The 17831-nt window shown below is 65.3% G+C and carries 19 protein-coding genes and 1 pseudogene; 10 read left to right on the forward strand and 10 right to left on the reverse strand.

Features of this window, described 5'->3' with window-relative positions:
• The first annotated feature begins 46 nt into the window (after positions 1-46).
• A complete protein-coding gene (locus tag J2X67_RS18115) occupies positions 47-1075 on the forward strand; it encodes an AraC family transcriptional regulator (protein WP_309954956.1) in 1029 nt (342 codons plus the stop codon).
• A 24-nt stretch (positions 1076-1099) separates the two neighbouring features.
• Here the strand turns inward: J2X67_RS18115 and J2X67_RS18120 are convergent, their stop codons facing one another.
• Complete coding sequence (locus J2X67_RS18120; RefSeq protein WP_309954958.1) at positions 1100-2299, reverse strand: ABC transporter substrate-binding protein; 1200 nt, start codon at positions 2297-2299, stop codon at positions 1100-1102.
• A 197-nt stretch (positions 2300-2496) separates the two neighbouring features.
• Here J2X67_RS18120 and J2X67_RS18125 point away from each other — a divergent pair, with 197 nt between their 5' ends.
• From J2X67_RS18125 to J2X67_RS18145, 5 genes are all read left to right on the forward strand, one after another.
• Positions 2497-3756: a dienelactone hydrolase family protein gene (locus J2X67_RS18125; RefSeq protein ID WP_309954960.1), complete on the forward strand. Its 1260-nt coding sequence runs from the start codon at positions 2497-2499 to the stop codon at positions 3754-3756.
• 73 nt (positions 3757-3829) lie between these two features.
• Entirely contained in the window at positions 3830-5134 is a 1305-nt protein-coding gene (locus J2X67_RS18130; protein ID WP_309954962.1) for an aromatic ring-hydroxylating dioxygenase subunit alpha, read from the forward strand.
• Positions 5131-5616, forward strand: a complete 486-nt coding sequence (locus J2X67_RS18135) for an aromatic-ring-hydroxylating dioxygenase subunit beta (RefSeq protein WP_309954964.1) — start codon at positions 5131-5133, stop codon at positions 5614-5616. Before J2X67_RS18130 ends, J2X67_RS18135 begins: the two co-directional genes overlap by 4 nt.
• Before the next feature lie 20 nt (positions 5617-5636).
• Positions 5637-6221, forward strand: a complete 585-nt coding sequence (locus tag J2X67_RS18140; protein WP_309955011.1) for an isochorismatase family cysteine hydrolase — start codon at positions 5637-5639, stop codon at positions 6219-6221.
• Positions 6222-6240: 19 nt separating this feature from the next.
• The gene (locus J2X67_RS18145; RefSeq protein ID WP_309954966.1) at positions 6241-7023 is read left to right on the forward strand and encodes an SDR family oxidoreductase; all 783 of its coding nucleotides are present in this window, start codon (positions 6241-6243) and stop codon (positions 7021-7023) included.
• 5 nt (positions 7024-7028) lie between these two features.
• Here J2X67_RS18145 and J2X67_RS18150 read toward each other — a convergent pair whose 3' ends face one another.
• The gene (locus J2X67_RS18150; RefSeq protein ID WP_309954968.1) at positions 7029-7973 is read right to left on the reverse strand and encodes an alpha/beta hydrolase; all 945 of its coding nucleotides are present in this window, start codon (positions 7971-7973) and stop codon (positions 7029-7031) included.
• Positions 7974-8088: 115 nt separating this feature from the next.
• Here J2X67_RS18150 and J2X67_RS18155 point away from each other — a divergent pair, with 115 nt between their 5' ends.
• Entirely contained in the window at positions 8089-8910 is an 822-nt protein-coding gene (locus J2X67_RS18155) for an AraC family transcriptional regulator (protein WP_309954969.1), read from the forward strand.
• Between the two features lie 31 nt (positions 8911-8941).
• On the opposite strand, the gene J2X67_RS18160 is transcribed toward J2X67_RS18155, so the two are convergent.
• A complete protein-coding gene (locus J2X67_RS18160; protein ID WP_309954971.1) occupies positions 8942-9835 on the reverse strand; it encodes a LysR family transcriptional regulator in 894 nt (297 codons plus the stop codon).
• A 102-nt stretch (positions 9836-9937) separates the two neighbouring features.
• Between J2X67_RS18160 and J2X67_RS18165 the strand changes: the two genes are divergently transcribed.
• From J2X67_RS18165 to J2X67_RS18175, 3 genes are all read left to right on the forward strand, one after another.
• Entirely contained in the window at positions 9938-10963 is a 1026-nt protein-coding gene (locus J2X67_RS18165) for a tripartite tricarboxylate transporter substrate-binding protein (RefSeq protein WP_309954973.1), read from the forward strand.
• Entirely contained in the window at positions 10960-11799 is an 840-nt protein-coding gene (locus tag J2X67_RS18170; RefSeq protein ID WP_309954975.1) for a methyltransferase domain-containing protein, read from the forward strand. The genes J2X67_RS18165 and J2X67_RS18170 overlap by 4 nt, the downstream gene beginning before the upstream one ends.
• Before the next feature lie 96 nt (positions 11800-11895).
• Positions 11896-12579 (forward strand): hypothetical protein, encoded by a 684-nt coding sequence (locus J2X67_RS18175; RefSeq protein ID WP_309954977.1) that lies wholly within the window; start codon positions 11896-11898, stop codon positions 12577-12579.
• A gap of 99 nt (positions 12580-12678) precedes the next feature.
• Here J2X67_RS18175 and J2X67_RS18180 read toward each other — a convergent pair whose 3' ends face one another.
• From J2X67_RS18180 to J2X67_RS18210, 7 genes and pseudogenes are all read right to left on the reverse strand, one after another.
• The gene (locus J2X67_RS18180) at positions 12679-12945 is read right to left on the reverse strand and encodes a hypothetical protein (protein WP_309954979.1); all 267 of its coding nucleotides are present in this window, start codon (positions 12943-12945) and stop codon (positions 12679-12681) included.
• A 141-nt stretch (positions 12946-13086) separates the two neighbouring features.
• The gene (locus J2X67_RS18185) at positions 13087-13278 is read right to left on the reverse strand and encodes a hypothetical protein (protein WP_309954981.1); all 192 of its coding nucleotides are present in this window, start codon (positions 13276-13278) and stop codon (positions 13087-13089) included.
• Positions 13279-13433: 155 nt separating this feature from the next.
• Complete coding sequence (locus J2X67_RS18190; RefSeq protein WP_309954983.1) at positions 13434-15167, reverse strand: bifunctional protein-serine/threonine kinase/phosphatase; 1734 nt, start codon at positions 15165-15167, stop codon at positions 13434-13436.
• A gap of 30 nt (positions 15168-15197) precedes the next feature.
• Positions 15198-16010 (reverse strand): formate/nitrite transporter family protein, encoded by an 813-nt coding sequence (locus J2X67_RS18195; RefSeq protein ID WP_309954985.1) that lies wholly within the window; start codon positions 16008-16010, stop codon positions 15198-15200.
• A gap of 65 nt (positions 16011-16075) precedes the next feature.
• The gene (gene cobA, locus J2X67_RS18200; protein ID WP_309955013.1) at positions 16076-16870 is read right to left on the reverse strand and encodes a uroporphyrinogen-III C-methyltransferase; all 795 of its coding nucleotides are present in this window, start codon (positions 16868-16870) and stop codon (positions 16076-16078) included.
• Between the two features lie 68 nt (positions 16871-16938).
• Entirely contained in the window at positions 16939-17376 is a 438-nt protein-coding gene (nirD, locus tag J2X67_RS18205; RefSeq protein ID WP_309954987.1) for a nitrite reductase small subunit NirD, read from the reverse strand.
• A gap of 20 nt (positions 17377-17396) precedes the next feature.
• A pseudogene (locus J2X67_RS18210) lies at positions 17397-17831 on the reverse strand (nitrite reductase large subunit); the annotation flags it as partial.

Genomic DNA, 17831 nt, shown 5'->3' on the forward strand with positions numbered 1-17831 from the left:
CCGGCGGCAGAGATCGGTATGCCTACTTTGCCCCTGAGGAGTGTTCGTGGACGCATGGTCGAGCCAGCAGCTTTCCACCCTGTACGGACGAGAGATCTTCCGATCGCGCAAGGCGGACGAAACCCACGCGCTGGTCACCCATGAGCTGAAGGCGCACCGCAGCACCTGGGGCCGCGGCAAGGTCGATGCGGTCTTTTGCCGGGCCGAACTGAGTGCACTCTCGCTGTGCATCCTGCGGTACGGCTGCGATGTGGACATCGAGCCCGACACGCTCGGCAACTTCGTGCTGGTACAGATGCCGCTGCGTGGCCATGCCGAAGTCAATACGGGCGGCCAGACGGTGCAGATCCATCCCGGCCAGGGGGCAGTGGTGTCCGCGCACAAACCCGTGCGCCTGCGCTGGCATGCCGACTGCGAGCAGTTGATGCTCAAGATCGACCTTGCCCGCCTGCAGGACGTGGCGCGCCGCACGTTTGCAGCCAGGCCCGCGGGCGGTGCGGCGAGTGCAACCGAAATCGGCGAAATCGATTTCGAGCTGCCGCTTCGGCTCGACGATGCAGCCGGCACGCAATGGTGCCGCATGGTGGCTGGCCTCGCGTCGCTGCTGCCCGCAGGCGACCACCAGCCCTACGACCCGCGCTGGCTGGCCCACTACGAAGACAACCTCATGCTCTACCTGTTGTGCCACCGGCCCAATTCGGTGCGGCAGCAGCACGACGCGTTGCGGCTTGGCTTCGAGGCCGCCAGCATGCGGCAGTTGCGGCTTGCCGAAGAGTTCATGCGCAGCCGGCTCGATGCGCCGCTTTCGGTTGACGACGTGGCGGAGGCGGCCGGCGTGTCGCGCCGTGCACTGGGGCTTTTGTTTCGCCGCTACCGCGATCTTTCGCCCATGGAAGTGCTGCGCAACATGCGGCTCGATGCTGCGCACGCCCAGTTGGCGCGGCGCGACGGCGCGAGCGTGACCGAGGTCGCGTTCAACTGCGGCTTCTCGCACCTGAGCCGTTTTGCCGCCTGCTACCGCGAGCGCTTCGGCCGGCTGCCGCGCGAAACTTCGCGCGAGCCGGCGCGTCACTAGCCCGTCGGCGTCAGGCCGGCTTCATCAGGCCGGCTTCATCGCGCATTTGGCGGAAGAGCTGTCCTGGTAGTTCTGCAGCACCGTGCCGATCACCTTGTTGGCGATGCGTCCGCTGGCGTCCTTGCCGATCACGCGCAGGTAGTAGTTCTGAATGGGGAAGTTGTTGGCGCCGTAGCTGAAGTCGCCCCGCACCGACTTGTACCTTGCGGCCTTGATCGCCTTCAGCAGCGCCGGACGGTCGGCCACCTTGCCGCCCACATCCCGCACCGCCGCATCCATGGCCATCAGCACGTCATAGGCCTGGCCCGCATAGAACGACGGATTGCGCCCGTTGTTCTGCTGCCGGAACGCCTCCACGAAGCGCTTGTTCGCAGGGTTGTCGAGGTCGTATGACCAATGCGCGGTGTTGAAAAGCCCGAGCATCGGCTCGCCCACGGCGGGAATCATGTCTTCGTCCGCCGAGAAGGCAGTCGAGATCAGCGCCACGTCTTTCGAAAGGCCCGCACCGACAAACTGCTTGATGAAGCTCACCCCCATCGCGCCCGGCAGAAAGAAGTAAAGGGCGTCGGGCCGGGCCGCGCGAATCTGCGCAATTTCGGCGGAGTAGTCGAGCTGGCCAAGCTTGGTGTAGAGCTCGTCGCTTACCGCGCCTTTGAAGTTGTGCTTGAAGCCATTGATTGCATCCTTGCCGCCTGGATAGCTCGGCGCGATGAGCGCAACCCTCTTGAAGCCCTTGTCCGAAGCGAACTTGCCCGCTGCCTCGTGGTACGCGTCGTTCTGGTAAGACGCGCCGAAGAAATACGGGTTGCACTTTGCTCCCGAATAGTCGCTCGGGCCGGTGTTGCTCGAGAGATAGGGCACCTTGGCCGCGAAGAGCGGCGCGCCCACCGCAAGCGCAACCGTCGAGCCGACAGGGCCGGTGAACAGGTCGATCTTGTCGCGCAGCAGCATGCGCTCGACCACCTGCCGGGCCATGTCGGGGCTGCCGCCGGTGTCGGCCTCCACAAATTCGACCGGCACGCCGCCGAGCTTGCCGTCCAGTTGCTTCATTGCCACTGCAAACCCGGCCTTCGCCTCGGCGCCGCCCACGGCAAACGGGCCGGAAAGGTCCATTGCAAGGCCGACCTTGACGGTTGGCGCCTGGGCCTGGGCCTGCGGTGTGAATGCGGCCGTAACGGCGAGCGCCAGCAAAGCGATGCCGGTTGTGATTCTTGCCTGCGACATGAAGGATCTCCTCAAGGGGTGATGCGGACGGCGTGTAGTGCAACAAAGGTATGTATGCGCGGGCCGAGTCTCCACGGCGTGCGGATGGCCGGCTATCCACTTCTTGCGCTGCACGCGTATGCAAGAAGTGGACAGACAGCGCGCGGGGCGCTCCACAGAATCGTCCGCCAAACCCCACCACTTCGGAGACTCGCCCAATGAGCCAATACATCGACATTGCAGCCGCCGACGGCCAGGCCTTTCGCGGCTACCTTGCATTGCCGCCTTCGGGGCAAGGCCCCGGCATCGTGCTGTGCCAGGAGATCTTCGGCATCAACGACTACGTGCGCGAGGTGGCCGACCTCTACGCCGAAGAGGGTTACGTGGTGCTCGCGCCCGACCTGTTCTGGCGCATGGAGCCGAATGTCGAACTGGGCTATTCGCCCGAAGACTGGCAGCGTGCATTCGGCTTCTTTCAAAAGTTCGATGTGGCCGCCGGTGTTTCAGACATCACGGCCAGCGTGAAGGCGCTGCGTGCGCACCCGGCATGCACCGGCAAGGTGGGTGCGCTGGGCTTTTGCCTCGGCGGAAAGCTGGCCTATCTTGCGGCCGCACATTCGGGCGTCGACGCGGCAGTGGGCTACTACGGTGTCGGCATCGAGGCAGACCTGGACGTGCTGCCGAAAATCCAGTGCCCGATTGCGCTGCACTTTGCCGAGCTCGACAAGTTCTGCCCGCCCGAAGCGCGCGAACAGGTTCTGGCGGCCTTTGCAGGCAAGCCCGGCGCGCAGATGTATGTGTACCCCGGCGTCGACCACGCATTCGCACGCACCGGCGGCGAGCATTTCGACAAGCCCTCGACGCTGATGGCGCACCAGCGCTCCATGGCGCTTTTCAAAGACGCCATCGGTCCCGTCTACGACCTGTCGGCGCTCTGGGACAAGCACTGCGAATACGAGTTTGCGACACGCGACGTGGTTGCCACCATGGGCACGATGGTGAGCGAGCCCTATGTCAACCACATACCCACCATGACCGGCGGGGTAGGGGCCAAGGAGCTTTCGCGCTTCTACAAGCACCACTTCATTCCCACCACGCCGCCGGACACGCGGCTCACCCCCATCTCGCGCACCGTGGGCGCTACGCAAATCGTCGACGAGATGCTTTTCTGCTTCACCCACACGGTGGAAATCGACTGGATGCTGCCGGGCATTGCGCCCACCGGCAAGCCGGTCGAAATTCCGCTCGTTGCCATTGTCAAGTTTCGCGGCGACAAGCTCTATCACGAGCACATCTATTGGGACCAGGCCAGCGTGCTGGTGCAGATCGGGCTGCTCGACGCGAAGGGCTTGCCGGTGGCGGGCGTGGATACGGCGCGCAAGCTGGTGGACGAGCACTTGCCGTCGAACACGCTGATGCCGCGCTGGCAAAAATCGGCCAGCCTGACCATCGCCGATCCGGCCTTGCCGCTGGGATGATGGCCGCCGATCCGGCAATGCTCGACCGGTGGTGCTCGACATCTGAAGACCACAGTTCAGGAGACCCATTCCCATGACCATCGACCTGCAGTCGCTCGTGCAGCCTGACCGCGTGCATAAACGCGTCTATACAGACCCCGCCATCTTCGAGCTGGAGATGGACCGCGTCTTCGGCCAGGCCTGGCTCTACGTGGGCCATGAGAGCCAGGTGCCCAAGGTCGGCGATTACTTCACCACGCGGCTCGGGCGCGAACCCGTCGTGATGGTGCGCCACACCGACGGTGCCGTGAACGTGCTCTACAACCGCTGCCCGCACAAGGGCGCCAAGATCGTTCCGGATGGCAGCGGCAGTGCCGGCAAGTTCTTGCGTTGCCTCTATCACGGCTGGACTTTCAAGTGCGACGGCAGCCTGCTTTCGGTGCCGCTGCGAAGCGGCTATGAAGACACCGCGCTCGACCTGAAGGCGCAGCAGCATTCGGTGCGCAAGGTGGCGCGGGTGGCCAGCCACCGCGGCTTCGTGTTCGCGAGCCTCGCAGAAGAGGGCCCCGAACTCGGCGAGTTTCTTGGCGGCGTGGCCACCTCGCTCGACAACTTCTGCGACCGCGCACCCGACGGCGAAGTGGAAGTGGCCGGCGGCGTGCAGCGTGTCGTCCAGCGTAACAACTGGAAGATATTCTTCGAAAACCTGCACGACACGATCCATGCGGTGGCCACCCATGAATCGTCATGGCGTGCAGCCAAGGAAGAGTTCGAATCGATGCCCGCCGGCACGCCCAAGCCCTTCGAAGTGGTCATCGTCGACGGCAACGGAGAGCCGCTGGAGTTCTGGGAAAAGCTCGAACTCAAGGGCTACGACCACGGCCACGGCTTCATGGAGGGCATCTTCGTGCCGCCCACCGACCCGGTGAGCCTGGCCTACGTGGCAGCGCTCGAGGCAAAGCAGGGCGCGGCGCGCGCCGATCAGATCTTGCGGGTGAACCGGCACAACACCATCGTGTACCCGAGCTGTTCGCCGCACACCTCGTTCCAGCAGATCAGGGTGATCCGCCCGCTCTCGGTGGACCGCACGCTGGTCGAGATCTTCAGCTTCCGTTTGAAGGGCGCACCGGAGGCCACCTTTCAGCGCACGCTCAAGTACACCAACATCGTCAACTCACCATCGTCGAACGTGATGCCCGACGACCTGGAGGCCTACAACCGCGTGCAGGAGGGGCTGGCCTCCGACGGCGGCGACTGGGTCAGCATGCACCGCGGCATGGGGCGCGACCAGCCCCTGCCGGGCGGCCGGTCTTCCAATGGCAACAGCGAAATGCCGGCGCGCAACATGTTCGGCGCCTGGGCTGCGTACATGGGCGTTCAGGCTGGAGGCGCCGAATGAACTTCAACGACTGGCAAGAACAGCAGGACATTTCGCAGTTTCTGTTCCATGAGGCGCGCCTGCTCGACGAGCACCGCTGGGACGAGTGGCTGCGGCTTTTCACGCCCGATGGGCTTTACTGGGTGCCGCTGGTGCACGGGCAGGCCGACCACCTCAACCACGCCTCGCTGTTCTGCGAAAACGCATTGCTGCGCTCGATGAGGGCGCGGCGGCTCGAGCAGGCCCGCGCCTATTCGCAGCAGCCACCTACTCGCACAGTACATGTGCTGGGCAACGTCTCGCTCGAGTCGCGCACCCAGGGCGGCTGCGTGGTGCGCTCGGCCTTCCAGCTTCTCGAATGGCGCAAGACCGAGCAGCGCGCATTCGGCGGCAGCGTGCTGCACACCCTGCGCCGCGACGGCGATGCGTGGCGCATCGAGATGAAGCGCGTGGAGCTTGTCAATTGCGAAGCGCCTCACGAAGCCTTGCAGGTGTTCATGTGACCAAGGCCGCGCTGCTGGCCATGCACTACCAGAACGACGTGCTCCACGCCGACGGCAAGGTGCGGGTGGGCGTGGCGGCCGACGACCCTGCGCGCCCGCGCCTGATTGCCTCGGCCGCGCGGCTGATTGCCGGTGCACGCGCGAGCGGTGTGCCGGTAATTTTTGTGCGCATTGCCTTTGCGCCGGGGTATGCGGATTGCCTGCGCAACAGCATGCTGTTCCGCCGCGTGGCCGAAACCGGCGCCGTGCTCGACGGGCAATGGGGCGCGGAGTTCTATAGTGAACTGGCACCGCTTTCCGGCGAAGCCGTCGTCACCCACAAGCGCAACAATCCGTTCTGGGCCAGCGGGCTCGAAGAAGCTGTGCGCAGCACCGGCGCCACGCGGCTGTATGTAGCGGGCATTGCAACCAACCACGTGGTCGAGCACGGCGCACGCCACGCCAGCGACCTGGGTTATGACGTGGCGGTGGTGGCCGATGCATGCAGCACCGCGCAACCGCACCTGCATGCAGCCAGCCTGGAGACACTGGCAATGCTCGCGGACGTGATGCTCGTCGACGAAGCGATTGCACGCATGAAAAACAATGAGGTCTTCAGGACATGAAAGAAGCGGAAGGTGCGCCATGAGTCTGCAAGGCAAGGTTGCCATCGTCACCGGCGCGGCCGCCATGCTCGGCAGCGCCATCGCTCGTGCATTCGTGCAAGCCGGCGCGCAAGTGTTGGCTGTCGATATAGATGCCGGGCGCGGCCGGGCACTGCAGGCCGAACTGGGTAAGGGCTGCCGCTTTGCGGAGTGCGACATCGCATCCGACGCGGCGATTGATGCGCTTCTGGCCGACGTGCTCGCCACCGAAGGCCGCATCGACTTTCTCATCAACAACGCGGTGGTCTACGGAGACAACGGCATGGCTGCTACCCGCGGCGAATGGCTGCACGCGCTGGACGTCAACCTGGTGTCGGGCGCGGTGCTGGTGCAAAAAGCCGCAGATGCGCTGGCCGCCCAACGCGGCGCCATTGTCAACATGGGGAGCGTCGGCGGCAAGTTCGGCACCGCCAACCGGGCGCTCTATCCCGCGGCCAAGGCGGCCATCTTGCAGCTCACGCGCAACCAGGCCGCCACCCTGGCGCCGCTCGGTGTGCGCGTCAACTCGGTGTCGCCCGGCTGGACCTGGTCCGACGCATTGAGCCGCATGGCCGGCGGCGACCGCGCGCATGCCGACCGCATGGCGGCACCACTGCATCCGCTGGGCCGGGCGGGCGACCCGGACGACGTGGCGCAGGTGGTGCTTTTTCTGTGCTCCGGCGCCGCGCGTTTTGTGACCGGTGCCGATATTCCGGTCGACGGCGGCTTCTCGATGCTCGGGCCGGACCAGGGAAGGTCGGCCCGGGACTGGTTCGGCGCCTGAGCCGCTTATTCCTTGATGAAATTCAGCAAGTCATTGTTGAGCCGGTCCTTGTGCGTGTCGGCAAGGCCGTGCGGTGCACCTGCATAGACGATCAGCTTTGCGTTCTTGATCAGCTTGGCGGATGCCCTGCCGGATGCATCGATCGGCACGATCTGGTCGTCGTCTCCGTGCACGACAAGGGTCGGAACGTCGAAGCGCTTCAGGTCTTCGGTGAAGTCAGTGGCCGAGAACGCCGCGATCGAGTCGTAGGTGTTCTTGTGGCCGGCCTGCATGCCCTGCGCCCAGAACGACTGGATGGAGCCCTGCGACACCTTGGCGCCCGGCCGGTTGAAGCCGAAGAACGGACCCGAGGCAATGTCGAGATACAGCTGCGAGCGGTTCTCCAGCTCGCCCTTGCGAATGCCGTCGAACACCTCGATGGGGAGGCCGCCGGGGTTCTTGTCGGTCTTCAGCATGAGCGGGGGAACCGCGCTCACCAGCGCCGCCTTCTTCACACGGCTGGTGCCGTAGCGGCCGATGTAGCGCGCCACTTCGCCGCCACCCGTGGAAAAGCCGACCAGCGTCACGTCCTTCACGCCGAGCGTGTTGATCACGGCCGCCAGGTCGTCGGCGTAGTGGTCCATGTCATTGCCTTCCCAGGGCTGGCTCGAACGGCCATGGCCGCGGCGGTCATGCGCAATCACGCGGTAGCCCTTGGAGGCGAGGAAAATCATTTGCGATTCCCAGCTGTCGGAGTTCAGCGGCCAGCCGTGGCTGAACGCGACCACCTGCCCATTCTTCGGACCCCAGTCCTTGTAGTAGATCTGCACGCCGTCATTGGTGGTGATGTAGCTCGCGCTCTTTGCAACCGCGGCCGCCGGCTGGCGAACGGGCGACGGGTCGGCGGCAAACACGGCATTAGCGGCAACAGCCAGGGCGGCCAGGGCGAAGATGCGGGTAACGGCGTTCATGTTTTTTCCTTCGATTTGGTTTGAGGTTTCAGGTCGGAATCGACAGAACGAACTTTACGTGCATGGCGAAACGATTGGTGATAAAAAGTCCTGATAATTTGACTTGGAGTATTTGATGGCCGATAGGCTTGAAGCCTTGCTGACCCACTTTTCGGTCACCGCGCGGGTGTTTCACACCGGCGCGCTGTGCGGAATCAACGACCTGGACGGGGAGGGCGCAACGGGGCAACTGCACCTCGTGCGGCGCGGCAAAGTGGGCGTGAGCCACGGCGGCGCGGAGGTGTTGCGCGTCGAGCGGCCCAGCCTCCTGATGTATCCGCGGCCCATGGCGCACAGGTTCATTACCGATACCGTGCACGGTGCCGACTTTGCATGCGCGCACCTGCAGTTCGAGGGCGGCGCCGCAAACCCGATCCTGGCCGCGCTGCCCGCGTTCGTCTGCCTGCCGCTGGAAGAAATAGACGGCACCGAGGGCGTGCTGGAGCTGCTGTTCGAAGAGGCTTTCGAGCAGCGCTGCGGCAAGCAGGTGCTGCTGAACCGCCTGTTCGATGTGGTGCTCATACAGGTGCTCCGCCACCTGATGGAAAAAGGGCAAACCCGCTCGGGCCTGCTCGCCGGGCTTTCGCATCCGCGCCTGCGCAATGCCGTGGTGGCCATGCACGACCAGCCGGCGCTCGAATGGACGCTCGATGCGCTTGCCGCGGAGGCGGGCATGTCGCGCAGCGTGTTTGCAACCCAGTTCCGCGACACCGTGGGGTGCACGCCGGGTGTCTACCTGCAGCGCTGGCGCGTTGGCCTTGCACAGCAGGCATTGCGCCAGGGGCGCCCGCTCAAGCTCATTGCGCAAGAGGTCGGCTATGGAAGCGAGGCTGCGTTGTCGCGCGCTTTCAAGGCGCAAAGCGGCCTGTCGCCGCGGGAGTGGAAGCAGGCCGCATGAGGCCTCGAGACTTGCGTCCCACCAGGTCTCGCTAGCCGGTGATGATTGGCTTGAGCGCGTCGATTTCAGTGGCAATGAAGTCGAAGAATGCGCTGACACGGGCCGTCTTCCGAATCTCGGGCATCGCAAGGAGCCGCCAGTCCCGCGACAGCGCCGGAATCGGACCGAGAACCCGTTCCAGCTCCGGCTCCGAATCGCCGAGCGCTGTCGGCAGCGGTGCAATGCCCACGCCGGCCTTTGCGGACAACAGGAGACCGAGCACGCTGCCGCTGCGGGCCACGATGTTCGCCCCCGGCGCCACCTGGCGCAGCCACTGGCTTGCACGGTGGCCCGACATGCTCTCTTCGAACCCGGCCACCGGATGCGCCTGGATCTCTTCGATCGACGACGGTTTGCCGTGGCGCGCCACGTAGTCCCGGCTCGCGTACACGGCCCACAGCGAGTCGCCGACCTTGCGGCCGACCAGCACGGCATCGTCGGTGTCGCCTGAACGCAGCGCGACATCGGCTTCGCCGGTGCGCAGGTCAACGTACTTGTCGCTCATTACAAATTCAACGCGCAGCGCCGGATGCAGCGCATGAAAGCGATCCAGCAGGCCCGAGCGCGTCAACCTGTTCACGAGCGGCTCCGGGCAGGTGAGCCGGATCACGCCGGCGGCATTGCGCTTTGACGCAGCAAGCACCTGTTCGAACTCGCCCACGGCCCGTTCGACCTCGCGCGCGGCTTCCAGCATTTCGATGCCGAAGACGGTGAGCGTGTAGCCCGTGGTATGCCGCTGCACGAGCGCACGACCGATGTGCCGCTCCAGTGCGGTCAGTCGTCGCTGCACCGTCGACTGGTCGACCCCGAGGGCCCGGCCCGCAGCCAACGTGCTGCCGTGCTGCGCCACAGCCACGAAGTATTTCAGGTCGTTCCAGTCGAGCATGACCCGTTATGCACTATTGCGGCCCCGTTCTGCAAGTCCGCGCCTTGTGGGCCATGGAGCTCCGGCCTACGCTGGAGTTGCCACACTACTTCAAGGCCGCCCATGAAGACAAGCTCCCTCACCAATGGCCGCATGCCCCGCCGCCGGGTGCTGATTGCCGGTGCCGCCGCAGCGGCTGCCGCAGCCTGCAGTTCCGCCTCCATCGGACAGACGGCATCGGGAGCGAAGCAGGAACGCCTTCGCATTCTTTGCACCGGTCCCGCAGGCAGCGTGCCGGACATCGTTGCGCGAACCTTTGGCGAAGCGCTTGCCGGTGCCTTCGCGCAGCAGGTGGTTATCGACAACCGGCCAGGTGCGGCGGGCCAGATCGCGGTGCAGGCGCTGAAGTCTGCGCCAGCCGATGGCTCGACCTGGCTGCTGGGCCAAGGCGCGATTGCCAGCCTCTACCCGACCTTGTACGGAAAGCTCAGCTACGACCCGGCGCGAGACCTCGTGCCCGTGTCGCTAGCCGCAGAGATGAATCTTGGCGTGGCCGTGGGCAATGCCGTACCGGCGGAGGTTGCCGACACCAGGATGTTGATCGAGTGGATGCGGCGCCATTCCGGCGAGGCCAACGCCGCCTCGCCCGGCACGGGCACCCTGCCGCACATTCTGGAGGTCATGCTGTTCGATCGGCCTGGGCTCGACTGGCGCCATGTTCCCTATCCGGGCGGCCCACCCGCCATGGCGGCGCTCCTGGGCGGGCAGGTCGCCGTGCTCGTGCTGCCGGAAGGCCTGCTGCTGCCGCAGCTCCCCGGCGGCCGTTTGCGGCTTCTCGGCACCTCGGGGCATGAGCGCAGCCGCTTCTCGCCCACGGTGCCCACGCTCGTCGAACAGGGCCACGCGCGATCGGTGATGCGCGAGTGGTTCGCCTTTTTTGCACCTGCCGGCACCCCGGCGCGTATTGCGGAACAGGCGTCGGAGGCAATCGGCAACGTCGTCGCGCGCGCCGGGCTGTTACGCCGGTTCGAGGATGCGGCCATGACGGCTGCGCAAAGCTCACCTTCGCAATTGGCCGCGAAGATAGACGACGACCGCCGGGCCTTGGTGCCCCTGCTGGTCAATGCCGGCATCCGGGGGGACGCATGACGCACCCGGTTGTGAAAGCCTGGGACCGGGCTGCCGAAGGCTGGTCCGCCAGCACGCCGGTCATTCATGCGTGGTTGCGCCAGGCAACCGCCGCGATGCTGTGCGAGGCCAGGCTTCAGCGGGGTGCACGCGTGCTCGACCTGGCCGCGGGTGCGGGCGACCAGACAAAGGACATCGCGCTCGCCGTCGGGCCGACGGGTGACGTGCTGGCGACCGACATTTCGCCGAAGATCCTTGACTTCGCGCGCGGGCGCATCGAAGCGGCTGGCCTTGCCAACGTGCGCTTCGCCGTTGCAGACGCGGAGCAGCCGGTTCATGCGCGAACGCCTTTCGATGCGGTGATGTGCAGGCTCGGGCTCATGTTCTGCATGAACCCGGCCGCTGCACTGGCCGCGGCATTCAACGCGCTGCGACCGCGCGGCCGCTTCGTTGCGCTGGTGTTCGGCGACCCCGCAAACAACCCTTGCATCACGACCATGATGAAGGTGGCGCGCAAGCACCGGGGCTTGACCGGCAGCGTCTCGCCGTATGCCGATGGCGGTCTGTTCAGCCTTGCGGCACCGGGCAGGCTTTCGAGTCTGTTGACAGCGGCCGGCTATGCCGAGGTTGCAGTGAAACCGCTTGCGGCGCCGTTCGAGCTTCCTGACGCCGCTGCCTACGTCGCATTCGTTCGAAGTTCAGGTTCACCCATCATGGAAGTACTCGCGCCGCTGGATACAACGGCGAGGGAGTTGGCCTGGCAAGAGATGGAGGAGGAGCTTGAGGAATTTCGCGGCGACCGGGGCTGGATTGGGCCCAACGAGCTCTTGCTCGGCTCGGCAACGCGGGCCGGCTGAGGCTGGAGCTGGGGTCAGCGCATGGGGGCGGCTCGGGTTGCCGCCGGCACCATGGTGCGGTAGCCTCCCGGCTCCAACACTGCCAGGAGTCTCCTCATGCCCAGTCGCTTCATTCTTTCTGCTGGCGCCGCTGTCGCGGCCACTGCACTGATCATCGGTTGCGGTGCCATGGGGCAGTCGGGCGGCGGAAACTCCATGAGCTTCTTCATCACCAGCGCCAATCCTGGCAAGGGCGGCGACCTCGGAGGCTTGGCCGGAGCCGACCGCTTCTGCCAGTCGCTGGCCGCCAGCGCGGGGGCGGGCAACAAGACGTGGCGCGCCTATTTGAGCACTGCTGCCGCAAACGGGCAGCCCGCTGTCAACGCACGCGACCGCATCGGCACCGGGCCGTGGACCAATGCCAAGGGAGTGGTCGTCGCCACCAGCGTGGCCGACCTGCACAGCGCCAACGCGAAGGTCGGCAAAGACACCTCGCTGACCGAGAAGGGCGAGGTCGTTTCGGGCTTCGGCGATCCGGTCAACCGCCACGACATCCTCACCGGTTCGCGCCCCGACGGCACAGTGGCCGTGCCCGACCCGGGCAAGGACACCACCTGCGGCAACTGGACCAGGAGCGACGGCGGCTCCGCCATCGTGGGGCATCACGACCACAAGGGCACCAACCCCGATCCGGTGGCCAATGCTTCATGGAACTCTTCGCACGGTACGCGCGGCTGCAGCATCGATCAGCTCAAGATGAGCGGCAGCGCCGGGCTGATGTACTGCTTTGCGGCGAATTGAATCTGGTGTTGACAGGCTCCGGAGCGGTGCTTGTGCTTCGCGCGCCTCGGTAACCGGACCGGCTACGGCGAGACGCGAAAACTGCGTCCTTCCGTATTCTTAGAACTGCGCCTGCGCGTCGCCTGTGCGGTCATGCACCCAACGAATCGCCTGCTGCTCTGCATGCCGGGTGGCCTCGGCCTCGGTCCCATAGACGATCTCGTCCGTGTCGTTGGGCAGTTGCGTTTCTTCTTCGTCCGCAGGTGTGCGGACAACCACAACGATAGGCTGATAGCCGCCGGGCACGGACTCCGCGCGAAGCTCGAAGCGGAAGCCGCGGTATTCAAGGGAGTGCCCGTCTGAAATGGGTGTGCTGTCGTCTGTCATGTCTGTTGGCCCGAGAGTTCCGGAAAGCGTGCACCAGCTGCGAAGCGGCCGCGTGCAGGCATGCGGAGAAACTGCTTGAAGGACGGTGCGCCGTGGCCGGGAGGCGGCAAAGGGGACAAAGGCAGCAACGGTCGGAGAAGTTCATTTTTCGGAGTCGATCCGGGCTTCTTCGCGAGCGCGTTTGCCCCGGAGAGGCCTTTGCTCCAGATAGCGTTCCCACAGATACAGCACTGGCAGGGCAAACAAGTGCATTGCCGCCGCGAGGATGCCAGCGCAGAACAGGGCGATTGCCACCAATGGGCTTACCGCGACCCCCAGGATCGTTCTGAACATATGGGCTTGAAGATTGAAAGCTCGATGACCCACAAAGCTAATCGCACGCAATCGGAAGGTCGTACGGCTGCGCTGACGGATTACGTAGGATGCTTCCCGGCCGAGTCTTGGCCGGGAGGCATGCGGCCAACTGCCCATCTCTGCAAATCCAACCCTCAGCCTCGCTGGCTGAGCAGGCCAAGCAGCACGATCACCGCAATGCCCAGCAGCAGGGTCATGCATTTCCAGAAGATCACAGGGTTCTTTTCGACGAGCGGTGTGCCGTGGCTGTTCAAGAAATCGGGATGGGGTTGCCGCAGGTCTTGCACGAACTCTGAAAGCACTTCGTAGCGCTTGAGCGGGTTGGGGTTGAGCGCCTTTCGCAGCACTTCGTCTATCCAGGCCGGAATGGCGCGCTGCGTGTCGAGCGCGGACCTGTATTGCAGGTTTCGCTGGTCTGCCCGTGTGCGGATTCGCGCGGCCTCTGCGCCGTAGGGCAGGCGCCCGGTGAGCATCTGGTAGACGATGACGGCCAGCGAGAAAAGGTCCGACCTTGCCGAGCCGCCGTCGCCCAGAAAGTATTCGGGCGCCGTGTACTGCACCGTGCCCAATATCTCGTTCGGCCCGGCCAGCGTGCTGTCGCCTAGCCCGGCCACCCAGGCCGAACCGAAGTCGATGATGCGCACCGTGCCCGTGCGGTCGATCATGATGTTCTCAGGCCGCAAGTCCTGGTGCAGCATTTCGAGGCGATGAAAGGCCTGCAGCCCTTTTGCCAGCTGCTCGACGATGCCGCGCACCGACTCGAGGCTTGGCCGCGGGTTGTCCACCATCCATTGCGCCAGCGTCTGCCCCTCGACGAACTCCATCGCAACATAAAGATAGTTGCGCTTGCGGCTGGTGGCGTGCGGCTTGAGCACGTGCGCGCTGTCGATGCGCCGCGCTACCCATTCCTCCAGCAGAAAGCGGTCCAGGTGGGCTTCGTCGTTCTGCAGGTCGACCGAAGGGGTCTTGAGCACAACGCGCTGCCCGGTGTCGTCGTCGGTGGCCAGGTAGATGTGGCTGCGATGGCTATGGTGCAGGTCGCGCAATATGGTGTAGCCGTCGAAGCGCATGCGCGCCTCCAGCATGGGCGGCAGCTGCAGTGCGGCGCGCTGTGCTTGCAGTTCGTTCACGTCGCCATCGGGCAGGGCGTCGATCCTGACGATCTGCACTGTCAGGTTGTCCGGGCTGCCTCGGCTGTAGGCTTCCCCGGCAATGCTGCGGGCAGCGGCGTCCAGGTTGCCGGGGTTCGAATCGAGTGCGGCCTCGATGGCCGCGGAGTCGATGTGCTCGTGAACGCCGTCGGAGGTCAGCAGGAAGACATCTCCCTGCTCGACGGGAACGGCGCGGTAGTCGATCTCTACATGCGGCCCTACGCCGAGCGCACGCGCGAGATAGCTTTGCCCGCCGCCTACCGATACGCGGTGGTCCTCGGTCAGCTGCTCGAGTGCCCCTGCATGCCAGCGATAGACGCGCGTGTCGCCCACATGAAAAACATGCGCCGTGGTCGACCTGACGACCAGCGCGCTGAAGGTACAGACGTAGCCGCGGTCCTTGTCGAAACGGCCACCGCCATTCTGGGTTTGCGCGTGCAGCCAGGCGTTGGCGGCCGTGAGCACGCGCTGTGCCGAGCGACTCACGCTCCATGCGTCCGAGGTGCAGTAGTAGTCGGTCAGAAAGCTCCTGACCGCCGACTCGCTCGCCACATGGCTCACGTCGCTGCTGCTGATGCCGTCTGCAATGGCAATTGCCACGCCCTTCGCGGTGCGAACCTGACCCTCCGGCAGGGCCGCGCCATGGAAATCCTGGTTGGTTTCCTTGCGGCCCTTGTCGGAGTGCTGTCCGATGGAGACCGCGAGTGCGGAGCGCATCGTCACCGGCGGAGGGTGGCCGAGCCGTGCTTAGCGGACCACGCGCTTGGGCGCCGTTCTCACATGCGTGGCATACAGCGTAAGCCCGGTGAACGACAGGCCGCCGATGAGGTTGCCCAGCACCGTGGGAATCTCGTTCCAGATGATGTAGTCCATGATCGAAAAGTTGCCGCCCATGAGCAGCGCCGACGGAAACAGGAACATGTTGACCACCGAGTGCTCGAACACCATGAAGAAGAACACCATGATCGGCATCCACATGGCAAGCACCTTGCCGCTGACCGACGTGGAGATCATCGCGCCCACCACACCGGTGGACACCATCCAGTTGCACAGCATGCCGCGCACGAAGAGCGTGAGCATGCCTGCGGCGCCGTGGTTGGAGTAGCCCAGCGTGCGTGCCTCGCCGATGGTGGCGATGACCTGTCCGACCTTGTCGGGCGGGCTGGTGAAGCCGAAGGTGAACACGATGGCCATCAGCACGGCCACGGTGAACGCGCCGAGAAAGTTGCCGACGAACACAAGGCCCCAGTTGCGCAGCACACCGCCAATGGTCACGCCGGGGCGCTTGTCGATGAGTGCGAGCGGCGTCAGCACGAAGACGCCCGTCAGCAGGTCGAAGCCGAGCAGGTAAAGAATGCAGAAGCCGACCGGAAACAGGATGGCCCCGATGATCGAATAGCCGGTCTGCACGTTGATGGTTACCGCAAACACCGCGGCCAGCGCCAGGATTGCACCCGCCATGAAAGAGCGGATGAGCGTGTCCCGGGTGGACATGAAGATCTTGGATTCACCGGCGTCCACCATCTTGGTGACGAATTCGGAAGGCTGCAAATAGGCCATGGCGTTACTTTGGTTCGATGGAAAAACTGAGAAGAGAAGAATGAGGGGGAGGGGAGACCGGAAATTCAGGCCGCCTTCTCCAGCGCGACATGAGCGGAAGACGCCGCGGCGGCCAGGCCCTGGAGGACGTCGCCCACCACGATGATCGAAGGGCTGCACAGGCCGTTGTCGGCAATCGTGCGCTCCAGCGTGCCGAGCGTGCCCACGGCGTGCCGCTGGGTTGGCATGCTGGCGTTCTGCACGACGACGATGGGGGTGGAAGCCGGCAGGCCGCTCATCAGCTCGCCTTGAATGCGGCCCGCACCCGACACGCCCATGTAGATGACCAGCGTCAGGCGCGCGGCATGCGCCGTGGCCGCCAGCGCGTGCCAGTCGGTGCCCGGCGAACCCGGCTTTGCATGGCCCGTGACAAAGATGACGCCCTGTGCATGGTCGCGGTGCGTGAGCGGCACGCCGAGCGAGGTCAGCCCGGCAAGGCCCGACGTGATGCCGTTCACCACCTCGACATGGATGCCGGCCTGCGCCAGGTGCTCGACCTCTTCGCCGCCGCGGCCGAAGATGAAGGGATCGCCGCCCTTGAGCCGCACCACGTGCTCGCCTTCGCGCACGGCCATGATCATGAGCCGCTCGATGAAGCTCTGCGGCGTGCTCTTGCAGCCGCCGCGCTTGCCGACGTGGACCAGGCGTGCACCGGGCTGCGCCATGGCGACGATCTCGTCGCTCACCAGGTCGTCGACGAGCAGCACGGTGGCCGACTGGATGGCCTTGAGCGCCTTGATGGTGAGCAATTCAGGGTCGCCGGGGCCGGCGCCGACGAGCGTGCAGCGGCCGTGCGTGGAGCGATCGTGCACGGGCGGCATGCCCGGGGTGCGATCGGCGCCGCGCGATGAAGGAGTGAGGGTAAGGCTCATGGTTCGTTCGCTGTAGTTCAGGCGGCCGTGTCTTCGGCCTGAAGGCACGCGCGGTTGGCCGGCCCCGCGACCGGGCGCCCGAGCTCCACCGCGTGGGTGGCGAGTTCTTCCGCATCCAGATGCACGACCCCTTCAGCCACCTTCACCGCAAACTTCGGCGTGCACCCTTCATCGGGCGACCTGGCGCAGCCGTCGTCCAGCCCGATGGCCCAGTTGTGCAGCGGACACGCCACGCTGGTGCCGAACACGATGCCCTGGGAGAGAGGCCCGCCCTTGTGCGGGCAGCGGTCCAGCAGCGCGAACACCTCGTCCTCGGCATTGCGGAACACCGCCACATCAACCCCCACCGGGCGCGCCACGCGGCGCGCACCCAGCACCGGGATGTCCTCCACGCGGCAGATCACCTTCCACTCGTTGGTGTTGCTGTGGTTGCTGTTGTTGCCGTTGTTGCTCATGGGTTGTTTCTCCTTCTCGTTCAGGCGGCCTGCACGGCGCTGTCCACCTGGCCGTCCACCACCGCCACCGGCGTGAACTGCCGCACATCCACCTGCGCCTGGCTCGACTCGAACCACGGATCGGGCTCCCCGTCCAGCGCAAACTGCAGCCGCTCCCACAGCGCCTTGCGGCCTTCGGCGTCCTCCAGGACCTTCTTCTTCACATAGTCCAGCCCCACCCGCCCGATGTAGTGCACCGTGCGCTCCAGGTACCAGCCTTCCTCGCGGTACAGCTGCAGGAACGCCCCCGAGTACTCCATCACCTCGGCGGCCGTCTTCACCTTCACCAGGAACTGCGCCACCTCCGTCTTGATGCCGCCGTTGCCCCCCACGTACAGCTCCCAGCCCGAATCCACCCCGATCACCCCCACGTCCTTGATCCCCGCCTCCGCGCAGTTGCGCGGACACCCCGAGAC

The organism is Variovorax sp. 3319 (genome assembly GCF_031456585.1).
Lineage (GTDB): Bacteria > Pseudomonadota > Gammaproteobacteria > Burkholderiales > Burkholderiaceae_C > Variovorax > Variovorax paradoxus_P.